At 66.7% G+C, this 18,847-nt stretch carries 16 protein-coding genes and 1 pseudogene; 7 read left to right on the forward strand and 10 right to left on the reverse strand.

Annotated features, from left to right (window positions below):
• Positions 1-122: 122 nt before the first annotated feature.
• Positions 123-1,325, forward strand: a complete 1,203-nt coding sequence (gene pcaF, locus ALA01S_RS08115; protein ID WP_066334529.1) for a 3-oxoadipyl-CoA thiolase — start codon at positions 123-125, stop codon at positions 1,323-1,325.
• 76 nt (positions 1,326-1,401) lie between these two features.
• Positions 1,402-2,709, forward strand: a complete 1,308-nt coding sequence (locus ALA01S_RS08120) for an MATE family efflux transporter (RefSeq protein ID WP_238455730.1) — start codon at positions 1,402-1,404, stop codon at positions 2,707-2,709.
• 534 nt (positions 2,710-3,243) lie between these two features.
• Here the strand turns inward: ALA01S_RS08120 and ALA01S_RS35540 are convergent.
• Positions 3,244-3,543: pseudogene (locus tag ALA01S_RS35540) on the reverse strand (transposase); the annotation flags it as partial.
• A gap of 177 nt (positions 3,544-3,720) precedes the next feature.
• On the opposite strand from ALA01S_RS35540, the gene ALA01S_RS35170 reads away from it, so the two are divergent.
• The 3 genes from ALA01S_RS35170 (at position 3,721) to ALA01S_RS31580 (ending at position 7,501) form a co-directional block, all read left to right on the forward strand.
• Positions 3,721-3,855 carry a hypothetical protein gene (locus ALA01S_RS35170; protein WP_259375509.1) on the forward strand — a complete coding sequence of 45 codons (135 nt, stop codon included), beginning with the start codon at positions 3,721-3,723 and terminating at the stop codon, positions 3,853-3,855.
• A 205-nt stretch (positions 3,856-4,060) separates the two neighbouring features.
• Positions 4,061-7,150: a CHASE domain-containing protein gene (locus tag ALA01S_RS08130; protein ID WP_066334538.1), complete on the forward strand. Its 3,090-nt coding sequence runs from the start codon at positions 4,061-4,063 to the stop codon at positions 7,148-7,150.
• Positions 7,151-7,153: 3 nt separating this feature from the next.
• Positions 7,154-7,501, forward strand: coding sequence for an ATP-binding protein (locus ALA01S_RS31580; RefSeq protein WP_084267332.1), 348 nt, complete (start codon positions 7,154-7,156; stop codon positions 7,499-7,501).
• A gap of 103 nt (positions 7,502-7,604) precedes the next feature.
• On the opposite strand, the gene ALA01S_RS08135 is transcribed toward ALA01S_RS31580, so the two are convergent.
• Positions 7,605-7,859 carry a hypothetical protein gene (locus ALA01S_RS08135; RefSeq protein ID WP_066334541.1) on the reverse strand — a complete coding sequence of 85 codons (255 nt, stop codon included), beginning with the start codon at positions 7,857-7,859 and terminating at the stop codon, positions 7,605-7,607.
• Positions 7,860-8,848: 989 nt separating this feature from the next.
• Between ALA01S_RS08135 and ALA01S_RS08140 the strand changes: the two genes are divergently transcribed.
• On the forward strand, positions 8,849-9,046 hold the full coding sequence (locus tag ALA01S_RS08140) for a hypothetical protein (RefSeq protein WP_066334544.1): 198 nt from the start codon (positions 8,849-8,851) through the stop codon (positions 9,044-9,046).
• Positions 9,047-9,099: 53 nt separating this feature from the next.
• Here the strand turns inward: ALA01S_RS08140 and ALA01S_RS08145 are convergent, their stop codons facing one another.
• Both ALA01S_RS08145 and ALA01S_RS08150 read right to left on the reverse strand, forming a co-directional pair.
• On the reverse strand, positions 9,100-9,321 hold the full coding sequence (locus tag ALA01S_RS08145; protein WP_066334549.1) for a hypothetical protein: 222 nt from the start codon (positions 9,319-9,321) through the stop codon (positions 9,100-9,102).
• A complete protein-coding gene (locus ALA01S_RS08150) occupies positions 9,318-9,518 on the reverse strand; it encodes a hypothetical protein (RefSeq protein WP_157118818.1) in 201 nt (66 codons plus the stop codon). The genes ALA01S_RS08145 and ALA01S_RS08150 overlap by 4 nt, the downstream gene beginning before the upstream one ends.
• Before the next feature lie 242 nt (positions 9,519-9,760).
• On the opposite strand from ALA01S_RS08150, the gene ALA01S_RS08155 reads away from it, so the two are divergent.
• Complete coding sequence (locus ALA01S_RS08155) at positions 9,761-10,018, forward strand: ribosome modulation factor (protein WP_157118819.1); 258 nt, start codon at positions 9,761-9,763, stop codon at positions 10,016-10,018.
• Between the two features lie 405 nt (positions 10,019-10,423).
• Here the strand turns inward: ALA01S_RS08155 and ALA01S_RS08160 are convergent, their stop codons facing one another.
• From ALA01S_RS08160 to ALA01S_RS32650, 6 genes are all read right to left on the reverse strand, one after another.
• Positions 10,424-12,721 carry a hybrid sensor histidine kinase/response regulator gene (locus ALA01S_RS08160; protein ID WP_066334555.1) on the reverse strand — a complete coding sequence of 766 codons (2,298 nt, stop codon included), beginning with the start codon at positions 12,719-12,721 and terminating at the stop codon, positions 10,424-10,426.
• Between the two features lie 383 nt (positions 12,722-13,104).
• A complete protein-coding gene (locus ALA01S_RS08165) occupies positions 13,105-13,590 on the reverse strand; it encodes a hypothetical protein (protein ID WP_157118820.1) in 486 nt (161 codons plus the stop codon).
• A 395-nt stretch (positions 13,591-13,985) separates the two neighbouring features.
• Positions 13,986-15,179, reverse strand: a complete 1,194-nt coding sequence (locus ALA01S_RS08170) for a hybrid sensor histidine kinase/response regulator (protein ID WP_066334561.1) — start codon at positions 15,177-15,179, stop codon at positions 13,986-13,988.
• Complete coding sequence (locus ALA01S_RS35445; protein WP_084267334.1) at positions 15,161-15,463, reverse strand: PAS domain-containing protein; 303 nt, start codon at positions 15,461-15,463, stop codon at positions 15,161-15,163. The genes ALA01S_RS08170 and ALA01S_RS35445 overlap by 19 nt, the downstream gene beginning before the upstream one ends.
• A gap of 4 nt (positions 15,464-15,467) precedes the next feature.
• Positions 15,468-17,705: an ATP-binding protein gene (locus ALA01S_RS08175; protein ID WP_084267335.1), complete on the reverse strand. Its 2,238-nt coding sequence runs from the start codon at positions 17,703-17,705 to the stop codon at positions 15,468-15,470.
• A gap of 255 nt (positions 17,706-17,960) precedes the next feature.
• A complete protein-coding gene (locus tag ALA01S_RS32650; protein WP_157118821.1) occupies positions 17,961-18,194 on the reverse strand; it encodes a hypothetical protein in 234 nt (77 codons plus the stop codon).
• Positions 18,195-18,847: the final 653 nt, after the last annotated feature.

The raw sequence follows: 18,847 nt of genomic DNA on the forward strand, positions 1-18,847 counted from the left end.
TCTGGGTCACGCCCGAAGGCGGCGGCGGCCCCAACTACGCCGGCATGTGAGCCCGTCGGCATGGGCCAGGCAGCCTGCAGCCGACTGCATCACCCATTTCCCCGATCACAGGAGACGACACCATGGCGCACGCCTTCATCTGCGATGCCATCCGCACCCCCATCGGCCGTTACGGCGGCGCGCTTTCCAGCGTGCGCGCCGACGATCTCGGCGCCATTCCTCTCAAGGCCCTGATGGCACGCAACCCGCAGGTCGACTGGCAGGCGGTGGCGGATGTCCTCTATGGCTGCGCCAACCAGGCCGGCGAGGACAACCGCAACGTCGCGCGCATGGCCAGCCTGCTGGCCGGGCTGCCGCAGGAGGTGCCCGGCATGACGATCAACCGGCTGTGTGGTTCCAGCCTGGATGCGGTGGGCACCGCGGCGCGTGCCATCAAGTCCGGCGAGGCCAGCCTGATGATCGCCGGCGGCGTGGAGAGCATGACCCGCGCCCCCTTCGTGATGCCCAAGGCCGAGAGCGCCTTCAGCCGCAGCAACACGGTCTACGACACGACCATCGGCTGGCGCTTCGTCAACCCCTTGATGAAGACGCAGTACGGCATCGACTCGATGCCCGAGACGGCCGAGAACGTTGCCACCGAGTATGGGATCAACCGGGAGGACCAGGACCGCATGGCGCTGGCCAGCCAGCTCAAGGCCGTTGCGGCGCAGGAAGCCGGCCACTTCGCGCGCGAGATCACGCCCGTGACGATCGCGCAGAAGAAGGGAGAGGCGCTGGTCGTGAGCCGGGACGAACACCCACGGCAGACCAGCCTGGAAGCACTGGCCAGGCTCAGGGGCGTGGTGCGACCGGACGGCACGGTCACGGCGGGCAACGCCTCCGGCGTCAACGACGGCGCCTGCGCGCTGCTGTTGGCCGACGAAACCGCGGCGGCGAAGCACGGACTGACGCCCAGGGCGCGTGTCGTGGGCATGGCCACGGCCGGCGTGGCGCCGCGCGTGATGGGCATCGGCCCGGCCCCTGCGACTCAGAAGGTGCTGGCCCAGACCGGCTTGACACTGGAGCACATGGACGTGATCGAGCTCAACGAGGCCTTCGCCGCCCAGGGCTTGGCCGTACTGCGCCTGCTGGGGTTGAAGGACGACGACGAGCGCGTCAATGCATGGGGCGGTGCCATTGCGCTGGGCCATCCGCTCGGGGCAAGCGGCGCACGGTTGGCCACCACGGCAGTCAACCGGCTGCATGCCTCCGGTGGACGCTATGCGCTGTGCACGATGTGCATCGGCGTTGGCCAGGGCATCGCAGTGATCATCGAGCGGGTGTGACCGAGCCCGGACGTCGACGCCAGCCCTGATGATGCCCGTGGGCTCCGAGAGCCGGCGACTGCAGGATGGACCAATCTTGCCAACGCTGCTGCGCCTGGCACTGCCCAACGTGCTCGCGATGGTGATGACAGTGCTGGTCGGAATCGCGGAGACCTGGTACGTCGGCCGCCTGGGCACCACACCGCTGGCTGCGATGACATTGGTATTCCCGTTTGTCATGCTGACGCAAATGATGTCGTCCGGTGCCATGGGCGGCGGTGTGTCGTCCGCGCTCAGCCGCGCGCTGGGGGCGTCCGACGCATTACGCGCCCAGGCAGTGGCCAAACATGCAGTGATCGTCGGCGCCGGTGCTGGACTTCTCTACTCGCTGGTGTTCCTGCTCTTTGGCCCCGCGCTGCTCCATCTGCTTGGCGGGCGTGGCGCAGTGCTGCACGAAGCAGTGGACTATGCGACGGTGATGTTTGGTGGGGCACTGCTGCTGTGGCTGGCCAACACGCTGGCGTCAATCCTGCGCGGCACGGGCGACATGCGCGTTCCTTCGGGCGCAATCTTTGGCATGGCGGCCCTGCAGATCGTGCTCGGCGGCGTGTTGGGATTGGGCCTCGGGCCGCTGCCCTCGTTCGGTCTGGTTGGCATCGCGTCAGGGCATGTGTTGGCAACCGCTGCCGGCGCGACATTCCTTGCGTGGTACTTGTTGAGCGGGCGAGGACGCTTGACGCTACACCTGCGGGGCATCGCACTGCAAGCCGACATGTTTTTCGACATTCTCAAGGTCGGCGCCATCGCCTGCCTGTCACCGCTGCAGTCGGTCCTTGCGGTGCTGATCTTCACCGGGCTGGTAGCACGGCTCGGGGTACTGCAGCTCGCCGGCTACGGCATCGGACAGCGGCTCGAATTTCTCCTCATGCCGATCGCCTTCGGCATCGGTGTAGCTTCCGTGCCGATGGTGGGCATGGCCATGGGCGCAGGCAACGTGGCGCGTGCCAGGCAGGTGGCATGGACTGCCGGCGGTGTGTCGGCCTTCAACTTGGCGTTGATCGGAGCCGTCGTCTTCCTCGCACCGGATCTATGGGCCGGAGCTTTTAGCCAGGATGAGGCCGTACTTGAGCATGCGAGGCAGTATCTTCGGATTGCCGGCCCGGCGTTCCCGCTGTTCGGGCTGGGTTTGACGCTGTACTTCGCGTCTCAGGGAGCAGGCCGGGTACTGGGCCCGGTGTTGGCAAGCACGGTGCGACTGGTGCTGGTGGCGGGTATTGGAGCCCTGCTGAGTGCCAACGGATCAACGGCAAGCGGATTCTTCTGGCTCGTGGCGGCAGCCATGGTCGCGTATGGGTTGAGCACTGCCGCAGCGGTCAAGTTCACGTCTTGGGGCAACACCCACTGACCGGCCATCGTGATCGGTGTCGAAGATCGCAGTTACTGGCAATAGGACCGCAGTTGCTGAAAGTGCGAACGTTCTAAGGGCAATCCTCAAAACAGATGCATTCGCAACGATATTTAGGATAAGAGAAAACTGCGGTGGTAGCGCTCGCACCGCGAGTTCTCGCAGCGCCGTATGCGCTGCCGCAGTCCCGGCGTGCCGCCCCGCGTCACTACGGCACGCCAGTTCTTGTATTGGTAGCGCATCTTCAGCACAGCTGGTGTTATTGGGCCCGCCTGGCCGCAGCAAGTTTTGCCTTCCTAGAAAAGAAGCCCCGGTCCTTGCGGATCCGGGGCCTGTGCGCAAAGTCAATCAATGAAGCGTAGCCGCGCTGCCGCAGCCTACGTCGGCCATCTTGCCCGTCATGGGCGGTAAGCCCGTTGTGGAAACCCACAGGGTGCTGGCTCTTGAGGTGCAGTGGCTGCTTGGTCTCGTCCGTGCGGGCGTCGTCCACCAGGGTCGCAGCCACGACGCGACACGCCTTGAGGCTGCCGCCGGGGCGAGCATCGGCTGCTCGGCCATCAACGCCAGGCGCTGCGCATTGATGGCTTCGACATCCCAATCAGCCTCGCTCAGGAAAAACTGCAGTCGCTGTACTGCTGCAGCCTGGGCCTGCACCACGGGCTCGGCACCGGCCAGCGCCGTGAGTGTCTTGTTGCGGTCGTGCGGCAGCAGCAGTCCAGTGAGGTACGCCCGGAAGCTGCGTCGCTGGGCCAACGTGTGGAACAGCTCATCGAACCTCTTGACGTAGTCTTCAAGAGGGCCAGGCGCCGGTGGGCATGGGCGTGGAGCAGTCATGGCAATGACCTCCCAAACCGCTTACAGCAATCGACATGCCTGCTTCAACAAAGTACCGTTATTGGGCGCGGCTAGCGGAATTAACGAACGCCAACACCAGCACCAGCATTCCGGGCTACCCCTGAGCCGAAAGAACCTCAGCGGGCGGCTGAGATTCGGCGCAAGTACCTGCGCCCGGTGGCGCCCATTGCCGGCCGGGAGCGGGCTTGGGCTGCACAGATGGTGCAGCGTGCCGATGCCGGCGAGCGCGTCTCGGGCTACAGCCTGCGCGTAGCGCTGGATGCGCTCAAGCGGCCGGGCTCGCCGTTTTGATCGTTGGTGGCTCGGGCAGACCCTGCGCCGCAGGCGCAGGACCGGGCTTTCGTGCTCCGCATCGAGCCTGCGTGCCGGGGTCCCAACTCTGGAGAGCTTGCGCTTGGCTTTCCCCTGAATACCGCCGCCCAAGCTGCGCCTGACCGGCTTGCAGGCACGTTGAATCAGTCACTCCTCAGCGCTTGTGCCGACCAGCAACCCTGGCATGCTGCGCTTCCCGGGGCGCGCCCCTTTTTTCGGCTTTGTCTTGGAAGTGCGGCTCAGGTTGGGTCTGCTGCGCTGGCCCGCGGTGGTGTTCCTGGCAGGACTGGCTGCCGCATGGGGCGCCGCCTGGTGGCAGCAGGAGAGGAACGACGCACTACTGCAGTCCGAGCTGCGTGCTGCGGCGCGAGAAGCGGCCGAGCAACTGCGTCAGCGCATGCTGCTCTACGAGCGCGGCGTGCGCGGGGCGCGCTCGGTCGTGCTGGGAGTCGGCCCCGACCAGGTTACCCGCGAGGCCTTCCACCGGGCGCTGGCATCACGCGATTTCCAGCGCCTGTACCCCGGCATTCGCGCTTTCGGGTTCGTGCGCCGCGTGCCTGCCGCGCAGGAGGCGGCTTTCGTGCAAGCCGTGCGCGCTGACGGCAATCCGGACTTCCGCATCAAGCCCATTACCCCGCATGCCGGTGAACGCTTCGTGCTGCAACTGGTGGAGCCGCTGGAGGGCAACGCAGGCGCGCTGGGGGTCGACATGGCGTCCGAGCCCGCTAGACACGAAGTCGCGCTGGCGGCAATGCACGGCGCCACTACGGCGCTGAGCGCGCCATTGCAGGTGACCCCCGTCATTCAGGGCCGCGAGTACGGCTTCCTGCTGATGTTGCCGATCTACCGCACTCTCGACCCGCCACCGCCATCACAACGCGACGACGAAACCATCGGCTGGGCCGTCGGCGCCCTCTTCACGCACGAGGTGCTGTACGACTTCATCGAGCCCAGTGGCCATCTGGCCTTGGCCCTTTCGGACATCACGCAGGCAGATCGGGCGGTACGGCTTTTCGCTTCGGCGACATGGCACGCAGCTGGACCGGCGGGGTTGACGCAGCAGGCGCCACTGGAGCTGTACGGGCGCCGCTGGCTGGTGGAGGTGCAGGCACTGCCCTCCTTCACCGAGCAATTGAACCTCCACCGCCCTGCGGATGTCGTGGTGGCCGGGCTCCTGTTGTCTGCACTGCTGGCGCTGCTCACGCACGCGGGTGCTCTGGTGGTCACCAGCAGGCAGCTCGCCTACGAAGAGCGGGCCAGCCGCGCAGCGGTGGTGGACAGCGCACACGACGCCATCATCGTCCACACGCTCGGCGATGAGGTGTCGAGCTGGAATGCTGGCGCGCAGCGGCTGCTGGGCTGGGCACCGCAAGAGGTGCTGGGGCGCAGCCTTTCGGCACTCACGGTGCCCGCCGAGCGCCAGCGGGAGCATCGGCAAATGCTGGAGCGGCTTGGCGAGGGTCAGGACGTGCCGGCTTTCGACACCGTGCGCCTGGACCGCTCGGGCCACGCGCTGGACGTGGCGGTTTCCATGGCGCCGATCCGCGACCGGCATGGACGCGTCACCAGCGTCGCCACCACGATGCGCGACATCCGCTCGCAACGTGCCGCACAGGCCCAGATCCTGGCGCTCAACGCCACGCTGGAGCAGCAGGTGCAGCAGCGCACGGCCGAGCTGCACGCGCTGGCCGAGCGCGAAAGGGCGATCCTGGCCGCAGCCGGCAGCGCCATCGTCGCCACCGATGCCGAGGATCGGATCGTGCTGTTCAATCCGGCGGCAGAGCAGCTCACCGGGCGCCTGGAGCAAGAGGTGCTTGGCAAGAAGGCGACCGGGCTGCTCTTTGACCCTCACGAGCTGCGTGAGCGCTTCCTGGCCCGGCAGGCCCAGGTTGGCCACCGCGTGCGGGACACCGAGGTCTTCATGTCGCATCTGCACGATGCCGACCATGCCGAGTGGCATCTGGTGCGCAGCGACGGGGTGCGCGTGCCCGTGCTGGTGGACGTGCGGGTGCTGCGCGATGGCGACGCCACCATGCACGGCTTGGTGTACGTGGCCGTGAACCTCACCGAGCGCAAGCGGCTTGAAGAGGCGCTCAGGCAACGCACACAGGACGCCGAGGCGGCCAGCCGCGCCAAGAGCAGTTTCCTGGCCAACATGAGCCACGAGATCCGCACACCCTTGCACGGGATGCTGGGCATGGCCCGGACGCTGGCCGAGGCGCGGCTGCCGGCAGGGCAGCGCCAGCAGGCCCAGTTGATCGTGCATTCGGGTCGGCTGCTGCTGGGCCTGATCGACGACATCCTGGATTTCTCGCGCATCGAGGCCGGTCAGCTCAAGCTCGAACAGGTGCCCGTGGACTTGGCCGCCATCGCTGCGGAGGCCGTCGCGCTGTTCCAGCCCGCCGCGGCGCACAAGGGCCTGGCGCTGCGGCTGCATCTGCCGCAGCAAGCACCTGCGCCCGTGCTGGGCGATCCACTGCGGCTGGCCCAGATCCTCAACAACTTGCTGTCCAACGCCGTGAAGTTCACGTCCACAGGCGGCGTAGATCTGCGCCTGGTGCACGAGGCAGGCGAGCACTGGCGCTTTGTGGTGCGCGACAGCGGCATCGGGCTCAGCGCCGAGCAACAGGCGCGGATCTTCGAACCGTTCATCCAGGCTGATGGTTCCACCACGCGGCGCTTCGGCGGCTCGGGACTGGGCCTGTCCATCGTCAGGCACCTGGCGCAGCTGCATGGCGGCGAGGTGGGCGTGAACAGCGAACCTGGACAGGGCGCGGAATTCTGGGTGCTGCTGACGCTGCCATCGGCCGCCCTGGCAGCGCCAGCTGTGGCGCATGCACCGCCAACTCCTGGTACGTCGGCGGCCGCGCTGGCAGGCAAGGCCGTCCTCGTGGCCGAAGACAACGAGGTCAACATGCAACTGGCGTGCATGATGCTGGAGCAGCTTGGGCTGCAGGTACATCCTGCCCCGGACGGCGATGCAGCCTTCAAGGCCTATGCGCAGGGTGCCCCGGATATCGTCCTGATGGACATGCACATGCCTGTCATGGACGGTCTGGAAGCGACTGTGCGCATCCGCGCGTTGGAAGCCGAGCGGGGATTGCCGCGCACGCCCATCGTCGCGCTCACGGCCAGTGCGCTGGCCGAAGACCGCCATCGCTGCAAGGCAGCCGGCATGGACGACGTGCTGGTCAAGCCGTTCGACATGGCGCAGCTGACGGCGCTCCTGGAACACTTTCTGCCGTCCGCGGCTCCTGGCACAAGCGGGCCGTGATGCATGCCTGCTGCGCAGCCGTCATGCAGTGGTGCCCAACGCCCGCCGGGCCGCCGCAGTCGGCGGTCCTGCGCTGTCGTTCTTGACCATGTTGACGGACTGGCTCCGAGCCCAGCGCTGGGCGATCGAAACACTGGCATTGGCATCGAGCTCGAGGCCCAATCGCGCTTCTTTGAACCGTTCACTCAGGCCGAGAGCTACACCGTGCGCCGCTTTGGCGGCACCGGGCTGGGTTCGTCCATCGCAAGGCGGTTGGTGGACATGATGAGCGGGCAACTGGAGCTGCGAAGCGAACTCGGCAAGGACAGTACTTTCGGCGTGACCTTGCCGCTGGGATTGCCGCCGCCATGACGGAGCTGAAGTCAGTGGACACCCACTGGTGCTACTCGACCCGATCGAGCCACTCACGGCGACACAGCCTTGTGGCTGGCACCGGGAGGTTGATCCCGAGCAATCAAGACTTCTGCGCGCGAATCGAGCCCAGCCACTCCACCAGATCCCGCACCTGCTCCCGCTGCCGCTCGTTGAGCACAGCCGACAACGCGCCCGAGCCGAGCTGCTGCTCCAGCAAGGCCGTCATGGCGAGCTGCATTTGAGCGTGCCTGGGGTGCGTCTGGATGAGCGCGCCGATGGCCACGGTGAGGCCGGCAATGCTGGCGCGCAGCGAGTCGATCCCTGCCGCGAGATCTTCCTTGTCTTCGTCATCCATGGAGGTCCTTGCCATAGCCGAGCAGGCGCACTGGAGTTTTGTGTGGCAAGCAAGGGGCTCGCCCTTCGTGGCCCCATGGATGCAGTCTTTCCATGGCGGTGCCGCCGATGGCAATGCAGCCGCCAAGCAAGCACCGCTTTCACCAGTCAGCTACGCACCAAGTGACGGCTTCTGGTGAAGACGACGCCCAGGGCGGCTGCTGCCTTTCCAGGATCATCTGTGCGGGAGGATGACCCGGTTTCGCTGTGCCGTTGCTGGTGGCGCTCGCTGATGAGGACCAAGGAGAAACCCGGGCCTGGCTGGGATAAGCCGGAAGCGTCTTGCGCGCTGACCAGGGTGTGCTCAAACACGGCATTGCGCCACCCTTGTGGCGGTGAGTCAGTGGTTGTGCTCCTCCGGACTCCCGGGACGGACAGCTCCCTCCCCTCCTCCCTCCTTTTTCCGTCCCGTTTCCGGCCCGCCTTCGCGCGGGCCGTTTTCTGCCGGCAGCGCAGCGCTTGCCGGGGCCGTGTTCCGTGGTGCTGGCGTGGACGTCGGATGGAGGCGCCTTCCGGCGTCCGGCTGAGAAATCCCTGTGCCACTGTCCGAGCACCAAGTCGTTGAGTTGTCATGCGACCCTCGCGTCAACCGGCGGCTCGATGGCGCCTCACCGTGGCGGCTCGAGCAGGCACCGGCATAACAGCACCGGCATAACAGGTCAGATCCACCGGCAGTGATGCCGCCAGCGCGCGCGCCGGTGATTACCGGTGTTGCGTCGTGGCATGGACGAGAGCTGTTCCTGGAACGGGTACGGCTAGCTGGGCAAGCCTTCCCAGGACTCGGACATGCCGCGCCTGGTTGCGGCCTCAAAGTCAGGACGTTACGAGGCGGCGATGGCTCGGGTTCCATCCGCTGCTGGCCGCGCTGCCAACCGACACGGTTCTGCCCGGGGGCCCTTGGCGCTCATCCCGGCTGGGCTCTGACGCCTCTGACGGCCAGAATCTTCGAACATGGAGCAGCATGACGAGTTGCGGGTGGAGCGTGACGCCCTGGAGAGCCAACTCCTGACGTTGGAGCTCGCCATTCAGGGCTGCTGGCAACGCAATGGCGCCGCACCTGTTGACCTGCTGGAGCGTGTGGAGGTGCTGCTGCGGCAGCTCAGGACGGTGAACAGCAAGTTGTCCGATCCGCGTAGGGCAGTAACTTGAGGCTGCACGAAGCCCGGGGTGGACCCAGCACGCAGGTCAACCGGTTCTGATGCCTAATGCCCCGCCAGTCGCTGCAGCAACTTGTGCCACCCGCTCGGCGCAGGGTCGTCGGCGTAGTCCTCGCCAATGCGTTTGAGCACGCCTTCGGCCCAGCCCGCATCCCACGCGTCGGCATCCCTGGAGCCATCCGGGTACGGGTTGAGACCGTTGAGGATCTGGCCTGCCTCGAAGCCTTCGTGCCAGAGCGCGTCGGATTCTTTCCCGGCCTTCGTCATGGAGCACTCTCCTGGATCTCGCCCGGCTTGGTCTCCACCACACGGAGCCGCGCGAAGTGGCTCTTCAGGGTGGCCGTCATCTGCTTGAACTGTGCTTCGCCCACACCAGGCAGGGGCTCCCGAATCGTTTGCTCGATGGCGGCGAGCTCACCTTGCAGCCGCTGGCGCTGCGCATGCAATTGGGTCAATTCATCCATGCCCGGCCGCTGGGCAAGCCAAAAGCCGGCGGACTCCCGGGAACATCCCGTGTGAGGCCCGGAGCCGGCCTGGAGCCCGGTTCGGCGAGGCGGTTGCTGCACGGCAGTGGTCCGGGCACGCGAGCCCTGCCGCCGTGACTGCCTCGCCACGCCATCGGTGGCGCTTCTGCAGCAGCCAGGGAACGGTTCCGATTTCCCGGCAGGCCCGGGGTTTGCCCGCCCTCGGGCAAAGGGGCTACGCCATGGAAGATGCGACAGAGGCGATCTGGCGCGCGGGATTCGAAGCCGGCCAACAGCTACAGAGCTGCCGCTGTCCGTTTCCCTATCACTCGCTTCTGGCCGATGCCTGGGAGGACGGCTGGACGCAGGGCATGCTCAAGCGAGAGGGGCTGCCCTACCGGAGCCATCCGCAAGGCTTGATTGGCAGCGAGCCAAGGCCCGCAAGACAGCGCCTGTGGCGCGCTTGGTGGCTGAAGTACGAGACATTCCGCCAGCGGTAGTGACCACAGGGCCGGGTGCTATCCATCCTCACAAGCCATGCTGGTGTACAGCAGAACGCTGAAGCTCCCGTGCCGACCCTGCGCCGCTTGATGGTGCACTGACGGGGCCGTCGCCCTGGTGAACTCGTCCAATGGCAGCGGCTGCAGCAGACGACCCGATAGGTGATTTCCCCCGGTGTTCTTGCAATGGTCGGTGGGGCGGCGCACATTGCGCAGGCCTGAGGGGCAAGGGGAAGAGCGCAGCGCGAATGCCCTCGCGCAAGACGCCGCTGGAGGCAGCCCACCGCCGTCACCGAGAAGCCGCAATTTCGGTGGCGGCGGTGGACAGTATCGAGAGCCGTGTCCCAGCCTTGGCTCGGGAGATGCGCTCTGCTGTCGCCGGCTTGCTGGCCCAGGTGCCCTGCATCAGCCGCCAGACGGTTCAGCGGGCCGTGAAGTCAACAGGCATGCCAGTTCCTCCGGATCGACCGGTTTGGTGATGAACCCGTGGAAGCCTGCGGCCGCGGCCGCCTGGCGGTCCGCCTCCTGGCCGTGCCCGGTTACGGCAATGAGTCGCACAGCGCCGAGCTCCGGCAACTCCCGGATGCGGCGTGCCAGCTCATAGCCATCCATTGCGCGAAGTGCGATGTCGAGCAAGACGAAATCGGGCCGCAAAGCCGCCGCCATGCCAAGCGCCATGGGTCCGTCTTGTGCGACCTGCACGTCGTGGCCTGACATGCGCAGCAGCATGGCCATGCTTTCAGCGGCATCGTGCTGGTCGTCAACGACCAGCACGCGCTGCAGGCTTGGCACGATGGTTTGCGTAGCGATTGCAGCTGGTGTGGCTGTTTGCTTTTGAACTGGCAAGGTGATCGTGATGGTGGACCCCTTGCCAATGCCGGGGCTCGCTGCGCTGACGCTGCCTCCATGGAGCTCGACGATGCTCTTGACCAGCGCCAAGCCCACACCCAGGCCGCCTTCGGCCCGGTCAAGCGCGCGCACACCCTGCACGAAAGGCTTGAAAGCCCGCTGCAGCAGGGATTCGCTCATGCCGATGCCGTTGTCGCACACCTGCAGCGTGGCGATGTCTGCATCGTTGCTGACGCTGACGTCGATGCGCCCTGGCGGCGGCGTGTACTTGGCGGCATTGGTGAGCAAGTTGGCCACGACCTGCGTCAGCCGCGTGGTGTCGCCCATGATCTGGATCGGCACTGGCGCCAGCCGTACGGTCAGTGCGTGTCCACGCTGCTTGACCATCGCGCTGGCCGCGTCGACGGCCATGCGCACCAGCGTGTTGAGCTCCAGCGAAACGGGTTCCAGGCGGATCTTGCCGCTGGTGATGCGGCTGACGTCGAGCAAGTCATCCACGAGGCGGCTCATGTGAGCGATCTGTCGCCCCAGCAGGTCCAGGCACCAGCGGGCCTGCGGCTCGCTGGTGAACCGGTCCAAGATCGCCACCGCGTTGCGAATCGGCGCCAGAGGGTTGCGCAGCTCGTGCGAGAGCACGGCAATGAACTCGCTCAAGCGCCGTCCCTCCATCTCCAGCGCCTCGGCGCGGCGACGCTCGGTCAAGTCGCGGACAATGCGGATGAATCCTCGCGGCTTGTCACCATCGCCGTCCAGGCGGGTCGTCGTGACCTCGGCCCAGAACGTGGTGCCATCCGCGCGCTGGCGCCAGCCCTCGACCATCAGGTACCCAGCGCTCCGGGCCGATGCGAGCTCGGCCTCGGGCTTGCCAGACAGTCGATCCTCCTGGGGGTAGAACATCGAGACGTCGCGCTCCAGGACCTGGGAGCTGTCATAGCCCAGCAGGCGCTCGCCTCCCGCGTTCCATGCCTTGATCCGCCCCTGGCCATCGAGCAGGAACATGGCATGGTCCCGGACTCCCTCGACCAGCAGGCGCAGGCTCTCCTCGCGCTCGCGCAGCTGCTCCTCGTGGCGGCGCCGCTCGGTCAGGTCGCGGGTGACCTTCGAGAAGCCCAGCAGCCGGCCGTGCTCGTCCTTGATGGCGGTGATGACGACGTTGGCCCAGAATCGACTGCCATCCTTGCGCACTCGCCAGCCCTCATCCTCGAACCGGCCCAGCTCCGTGGCGCGCACCAGTTCCTCCTGCGGCCAGCCGCGCGCCACATCCGGCGGCTCGTAGAACATCGAAAAATGCCTGCCGACAGCCTCCTGGGCCGTATAGCCCTTGATGCGCTGTGCGCCGCGGTTCCAGCTGGTGATGACGCCGTGGCAGTCCAGCGAGAAGATGGCGTAGTCCTGGACCGTCTCCACCAGCAGCCGCAGGTTGCGCTCGCTCTCCACCAGGCGCTGTTCGCTCTCGCGCCTTTGCGTCATGTCGCGCGTGACCTTGGAAAAGCCCAGCACCTCGCCGTTGGGGCCCAGCAGCGGGGAGATCAGCACGCTGGCCCAGAAGCGGCTGCCGTCCTTGCGCAGCCGCCAGCCCTCGTCCCGCCACTGCCCTTGCTGCACGGCCGTGCGAAGCGCCTGCGCGGGCACGTCACGGTCAAGCGCCTCCTGCGGGTAGAAGACGGAAAAATGCCGGCCGATGATCTTGTCGGTGCGGTAGCCCTTGATGCGCTCGGCGCCCGCGTTCCAGGAGGCGACCAACCCTTCGGGCGTCAGCAGGAACATGGCGTAGTCGTGGACGCTGTCCATGAAGCGTCGGAAGAGCTCGTCGTGCCCGTCGCTGAGCAGCTCGCGCATGGTGGGTGCCAGCATTGCGGGTGGCGCCACGCCGGACCCGTGTACCGAGATCGTCGCTTTGGGCTTGGTCATTGCATCAATGGTATGGCCGCGAAGCGCCCAACCAATGAAGGCGTGGTCAGGTCGGTTGACATCGGCCGCTTGCAGCCGTGCCTGGCCAGATCGGCACCGCGGCACGTGGCTTTCAGGCATCTGCCTTGCGCGGTTTCCCTGTGCCAGCCAAGTCACTGCTGGAGATCGGTACACCGCCCATCGGACACCGAACGGCACTGGCCCCACGCAGCGGACATCGGCCCCTTTGTACGGTCAGCGTGCCGGACATGGCACCGGTCGCAGTGCTCGGTTGACGGCCAGGACCCATCAGCAAGTGGCCTGGAACAAAAAAGCACCCCATCACCCTAGCGGCCGACCCGGAGCGTATCGATGCGCTCGACAGCACCGTCTTCAGCAGGCCCGGACTGCGTCAGGTATTGGGGCATGAACGCCCAGCGCAAGCCGTCCAGAACCACCGCCACCAGCCCCAGCTCGCGGCACACCGAGTGTTCCTCGACCAGGCCCTCGCGGCCGGCCACGGTCTCGGCTTCACAGGCATCGAGCCGGCAGAGCTCCTGCTGCATCAGCTGCGCCACCGAGGCCGTCACGCGCACGCGGGTGCCGGGCAGGAAAGCGGGCGTCGGTGTGGCGGGGGAGGCGGCAAGGGCACGCGGCGCCAGGATGTAGTTCGGCACGAACGACAGCCGCCCAGCCGGTTCAGTGGTGAGGTGTCCCAGCGCCGTGTTGCGGCAGGACGCCAGTGCCAGACGCTCGCACAGGTGCGGCTTGAACACTGTCCTGTAGCGGCCAGAGAAGCGGTTACCGATGCAGGGACCCAGGGTGTCCGGCATGCTGCTACTCCAAAGATCTCCAGCGACAAGGGCCGCCGGCCTAGGGCCTGAGGCCCGCACGGTGTCGCTGATGCACAGCGCAACTGTCGCCATTGGCCCGGCGTCCCAGCCACTGCAGCGGGCAGTGCGCCTTTCCAGAAAACGCCTGCCTCGCGCGCAGCCATGGGCAAGCCTTTATGAACTGCAATGTGTCGGATCCTTGGATCCTGCAGTACCGGGGCCAGCCGACAGTCCCCCGGGGAAAGGACAGGGTGAGCCGGTGCAGTTACCGAGGGCCGAGCAAACACCCAGCCACCGCTGACCAGCAGCAGCGCCTTTGCCAGGCACTGCGTCGGTCGACACCCGGGCAGAGTGAAGTGCTCAGGATGCAACGTTGCGGTTCGCCGCCGCCGCAATCAGATGCTCGATGTGCTCGGCGCTGGCCGGCTTGGTGACGTGGACATCGAAGCCTGCTTCCAGGGCGCGCTACTGTTCCTCCCGGTGAGCGCCACCAGGTACGCCGTGGACAGCCACGGCTCCTGGCGCAGGCGGCGCGCGACGTCGTAGCCGCTCAGACCTGGCATGCCGATGTCCTGCACAACGACTTCCGGAAGAAAGGAGGCCGCCGCCAGCAGGGCACCCTCGCCGTCGCTGGCGGTGCGCACTTCGTGCCCGGCCATGGTCAGTACCGCGGCCAGGGTCTGCGCTGCACCGCCGTTGGCGTCGGTGATCAGGACACGCCGTGGCCGTGCCGACGACGTGCTGCCGTCCTTTGCTCCCGGGCCGGGGACGGCATCCGGCGACTGCGCCAGCGGCAGATCTATAAAAAAGCTCGAGCCCTGGTCCTGCCCCGCGCTTTCGGCCCAGACGCGGCCACCGTGCATTTCCACCAGACGCCACGTGAGCGCCAGCCCGATGCCCAACCCGCTCTGGACGCGGCCGCCTTGCTGGTCGAGCGAGGCAAACATGTCAAAAACGGCCTTTAGGTGCTGCGGCGCAATGCCGATTCCGTCGTCCCTGACCTCGATAAGGGCGCTGCCGGCTGCGCACTGCAGCGACAGCCGCACCTCGGACCCTGGAGGCGAGTACTTCGATGCGTTGACCAGCAGGTTGCTCACGACCTGGGCGGTACGCACGTCGTCGGCCTCGGCCCACAAGGGCTGTGGCGCGGGGCTCACGCTCAGCGTCTGCCCCCGCGGCTCGAAGACGCCGGCATGGGCCTCGGCGGCCGCGTCGCCGCCGGTGCGCAGATCCAGGCGCTTGCGGCGCAGCTCCAGCCGCTGGCGCACGATGCGCGAGACGTCCATGAGGCCGTCGATAAGCCGCACCAGGTGTTCGACCTGGCGCTCCATCACCTGCAGCACCTTCCCGGCGGCCTCGGAGCCTGGCGCGGTGCGCACGATGTGAAGCCCGGCGCGCAATGGCGTGAGCGGGTTGCGCAGCTCGTGCGCCAGCGTGGCGAGGAACTGGTTCTTGCGCTGGTCCACCCCCTGCAGCGCCCGGGTCAGGTCCGCGTTGGTGATCTCGGCGAGCTTGCGCTCGGTGATGTCGATGACGTTGCCGACATGGCCCAGGAAGGCGCCGTCCTCGCCTATGCGCGGCACGCCCATGTCGATGCACCAGCGCCATCGGCCGTCGGCACTGCGTACACGGTAGTCCAGCTCGAAGGCCCCGCGCCGGGCCGGAGGGTGCGGAAGCTGGCATCCGCAGTCGGGCGGTCGTCAGGGTGGACGGCATTGAGCCAGCCAAAGCCCAGTGCGTTTTCGGGCGATTGGCCGGTGAACTCATACCAGCGCCGCGACAGGAAGCCCGCTGCCAGCGCCTGAAGCTTGCCAAGCTGCTGCTGCGACAGCCCCGTGGCTGCCGAGAGTTCCCGCGGTGATATGGAGCGCATGGGATCAGTTGTTATTGGTACGCGAGCCAGCTGCCTTTGAGGCCACTGCCTTGACCCGCGCCAGAAGGTCTTCAGCCGGACACGGCTTGGGCAGCACCAGCAAGCCCAGGTCCTTGGCCTTCTGTAGCTCTTCGGTGAACCCGGTCATCAGGATGACGCCTGTCGAGCTGCCGCTCTGGGCGATTCTGTGGGCCAGAGCAATGCCGTCCATGGACCCGGGCATGCGGATGTCGCTGAGAACGACGTCAAAGGGCCCCCTGCCCTCCAGCGCCTTCACGGCATCGTCGGCCGTCCTGGCCTGCTCCACCCGGCAGCCCGCGGCCACCAGGACGTCGGCCGCGGCCTGGGCCAGGTCCTCGTTGTCCTCCACGAGCAGCACGCGAGCGTCGATGGACGTGATGCCGGTCGCATCGCCGTGGGGTCCGGCGGCCGACAACGGCTTGCGGGACAAGGGGAAGTACAAGCGGACCGTGGTCCCGCGGCCCAGTTCGCTCTCGATCGTGGCGGTTCCTCCCGACTGCGCACACAGCCCGTAGACCTGGCTCAGGCCCAGGCCCGTGCCGTGGCCCACCGGCTTGGTGGTGAAGAACGGCTCGAACACCTTGTCGACCACGTCAGGCGCAATGCCGACCCCGGTATCACGGACCTCCAGGACCGCGTGGCCGGCATCCGAGCCGCTCACCTCGTTGGCATTCGCGCGGCCTGCGGTGAGGTGCAGCACGCCGCCATCGGGCATCGCATCCCGGGCGTTGACCGCCAGGTTGACCAGCGCGAGCTCCAACTCGTTCGGATCAACCTCGATGTGCAGCCGTGCCGACTCGATCTCGCTCTTGAGCTCGATCCGGCTGTGCAGGGCCGAGCGCATCAGCTCCGTGAGCGCGGCGAGCTGCTCGCGCAGGTCGATGATTTCCGGGCGCATCGGCTGGCGGCGCGAGAAGGTCAGCAACTGGCGGGTGAGCTTGGTGCCGGCCGACACCGAGCGCTCGATCCTCGACAGGCAGGGCTCTAGCGCAGGCGGCACTCCCTTGTGGCGCAGGATGTGCGCGTTGGTGCCGATGACCATCAGCAGGTTGTTGAAGTCGTGGGCCACGCCACCGGTGAGGTGCGCGACGGCCTCCAGGCGCTGGCCCTGGACCATGGCCTTGTGCGCCTGCTGCGCCTGCTCCAGCGCCTCGTTGATGCGGCGCTGCGTCAACGCGTGGGCGTTACGGATGGACGCTGCGGCGTCGGACATGGCGGCACCGGTCTCGTCGATCTCGATCACGCCCGTGGGACTGAAGGCCACGGCACTGCCTTGTCCCAGCGCCTGGGCGGCCTGCTTGAGCGCCACGACAGGCCGCATGAGCGCCCGACCCACCCACAGGGCACTGATGACGGCACCCACCGCCAGCAACGCGGCCACCGAAGCAAACCATGCCAGTGCCTGCGCAGACCATGACGCGACTTCTGCACGGGGAACACCGATCGCAAAGCCCCAGCCATAGTTGCTGCCCTTGCTGAAGGCTGTCGTGACGGCTCGCCCATCGACGCTCACAGTTTCGAAGCTGCCCTCCTGGCGGGCCGCGAGCTGTTGGAGCATGTCGGCCGTCGCCTGCTTGCCCACCAGCTTCTCCGGGTTGATGGTCCGGGCCACGATGAAACCGTTGCGGTCAAAGACGGAGCCGATCCAGCTGGCCGGCAACCGCTGCTCCTTGAGCAACTGCTGCAGGTAGCTGGCATAGCCACCCACGGACAAGTAGTAGCGCAGCTGCCCCTTGATGACGACGGGCACCTCCACCGCGAAGCTGTACTGCCGGCCAAAGGGCGCGAAGTACAGGTCCGACACCAGCGTGGCCGTCGGGTCCGCTTGCCGGCGCAACTCGGAGAAGACCGTGCGCGGCAAAGGTGCCTCGCCGAAGGTTCGCCGGGTATTGAGCAGTTGCTGGCCCGAGAGGTCGCTGAGCACCACCACCATGTCGGGCTGCGGGGCGACTTCCCGCGCGTAGCGGTGGAAGGCCTCCAGATCGTCCTGCACCAGCGTGGGCGACTTGGCCAGCGTCTTGACCATCGCCTCGCGCCGTGCGAGCTCGCGGTCCACCACCATGGACATGGCCCGGGCTGTTTCCAGCACCCGCTCTTCGAACGACTGCCTCTCCTGGCGATAGAAGTACGCGATGCTCGCCACCGCTGCCAGCAGCGTGGGCAGCAGCACCGACATCGCCAGGAGAACCAGCCAGGAACGCACACTGAACCTGCGCGGCATTCACCTGCTCCGTAGGGACAACAACCGAAGACCTACGGAACCAGCTTCCTCAAAGGTCGGGCACGAGTGTAACGAGCACAAACTTGCCGGGTTCCCGGCCTTGGTGAGGGCGTTGATGGCTACCGGCGTCGCAGGGCCTGTCCTCAAGGAGCGTGTCGAGGACGGGCACGCCCTGAAGCCATCGAGCAAAGAGGGACAGTGGCCGCGAATGAACATGCGCAGCGCCATAACGCCAGCCAGCTCAGGCAAGGTGGCCTAGTGCCAGGACTCGTTGCGCCAGACCAGATTGGTGTCAGGTTCTGTGACCGGGCCATCCCGGTAGCTGAGGCCGTCTGTCTTGAGAGCGCCCTGGTACCAGCCATCCAGCCAGGCATCGGCTTCGACCGAGCCGTGCGGGTATAGGCAGACTCCAGCTACTTCCGAAAGCGCTTGACCATGAGCGAAGCCTTCGCTCCATATCTCTCGTTCGTTCCGTCTGATGGCTTTCATGGCACGAATCCTTTGGGGTTGCCCCTCTCGCCCATGGCAGCTCTTCAGCAAATCCGGAACCAACCCGCCCGACCATGCCGCGTCAGTGCTCGGACGTGGCAAAGGCGCTCCCGTCTCCTTGACCTGCAGGGCCGTTGTCCTCAACCGTGCACGCCGCCGGCGCAAAAAAAGCCCCGAGCCTTGCGGACCCGGGGGCTTTGAAAAAGGCCGATCGATGAAACGCAGTCAGCCCAACGACTACGGCGTCCATCTTCGCAGCAACCGGTGCGAGAGCCTTTGTAGCAGGGTTGCAGTAGGTCTCTTACCTTTGGGTACGGCAGGTCGTGGTTCGCGGGGGCCGTGTGGGCGTCGCCTACCCCGCCACAGCCAAGCGTGTAAGACGCGTTCAGGCGCCAGCCCAAGCTTTTTTGTCCACGGATAAGGGCGCTAATCTGAGGGCGGTTTTTGGCGGTTGATTTCCATCCCTAAGCAGGCTTGGCGCCAGCTGCCTGTGGCGACAAGGACTTGCAGCCCCGACCAGACGCGCGCTCTGGTCGCGGCGCACGCCCAAGTGAGCGTGCCGCAGCAATCCAGCCCTGCCGCGCACGACCGGGAATCGCACCGTAGGTCATACCGGTCCACAGGCCAGCGTGGCAGCAGGGCCGAAACCTCGC

Origin of the sequence: Azohydromonas lata NBRC 102462 (assembly GCF_001571085.1) — a bacterium.
GTDB classification, from domain to species: domain Bacteria; phylum Pseudomonadota; class Gammaproteobacteria; order Burkholderiales; family Burkholderiaceae_C; genus Azohydromonas; species Azohydromonas lata.

Bases quoted from the DNA above. Each gene is read 5' to 3' on its own strand.
- pcaF (WP_066334529.1), top strand. From the start codon at position 123: ATGGCGCACGCCTTCATCTGCGATGCCATCCGCACCCCCATCGGCCGT.
- ALA01S_RS08130 (WP_066334538.1), top strand. From the start codon at position 4,061: ATGCTGCGCTTCCCGGGGCGCGCCCCTTTTTTCGGCTTTGTCTTGGAA.
- ALA01S_RS31580 (WP_084267332.1), top strand. From the start codon at position 7,154: ATGCCTGCTGCGCAGCCGTCATGCAGTGGTGCCCAACGCCCGCCGGGC.
- ALA01S_RS08135 (WP_066334541.1), bottom strand. From the start codon at position 7,859: ATGGATGACGAAGACAAGGAAGATCTCGCGGCAGGGATCGACTCGCTG.
- ALA01S_RS08140 (WP_066334544.1), top strand. From the start codon at position 8,849: ATGGAGCAGCATGACGAGTTGCGGGTGGAGCGTGACGCCCTGGAGAGC.
- ALA01S_RS08145 (WP_066334549.1), bottom strand. From the start codon at position 9,321: ATGACGAAGGCCGGGAAAGAATCCGACGCGCTCTGGCACGAAGGCTTC.
- ALA01S_RS08150 (WP_157118818.1), bottom strand. From the start codon at position 9,518: ATGGATGAATTGACCCAATTGCATGCGCAGCGCCAGCGGCTGCAAGGT.
- ALA01S_RS08155 (WP_157118819.1), top strand. From the start codon at position 9,761: ATGGAAGATGCGACAGAGGCGATCTGGCGCGCGGGATTCGAAGCCGGC.
- ALA01S_RS08160 (WP_066334555.1), bottom strand. From the start codon at position 12,721: ATGCTGGCACCCACCATGCGCGAGCTGCTCAGCGACGGGCACGACGAG.
- ALA01S_RS08165 (WP_157118820.1), bottom strand. From the start codon at position 13,590: ATGCCGGACACCCTGGGTCCCTGCATCGGTAACCGCTTCTCTGGCCGC.
- ALA01S_RS08170 (WP_066334561.1), bottom strand. From the start codon at position 15,179: ATGGGCGTGCCGCGCATAGGCGAGGACGGCGCCTTCCTGGGCCATGTC.
- ALA01S_RS35445 (WP_084267334.1), bottom strand. From the start codon at position 15,463: ATGCGCTCCATATCACCGCGGGAACTCTCGGCAGCCACGGGGCTGTCG.
- ALA01S_RS08175 (WP_084267335.1), bottom strand. From the start codon at position 17,705: ATGCCGCGCAGGTTCAGTGTGCGTTCCTGGCTGGTTCTCCTGGCGATG.
- ALA01S_RS32650 (WP_157118821.1), bottom strand. From the start codon at position 18,194: ATGAAAGCCATCAGACGGAACGAACGAGAGATATGGAGCGAAGGCTTC.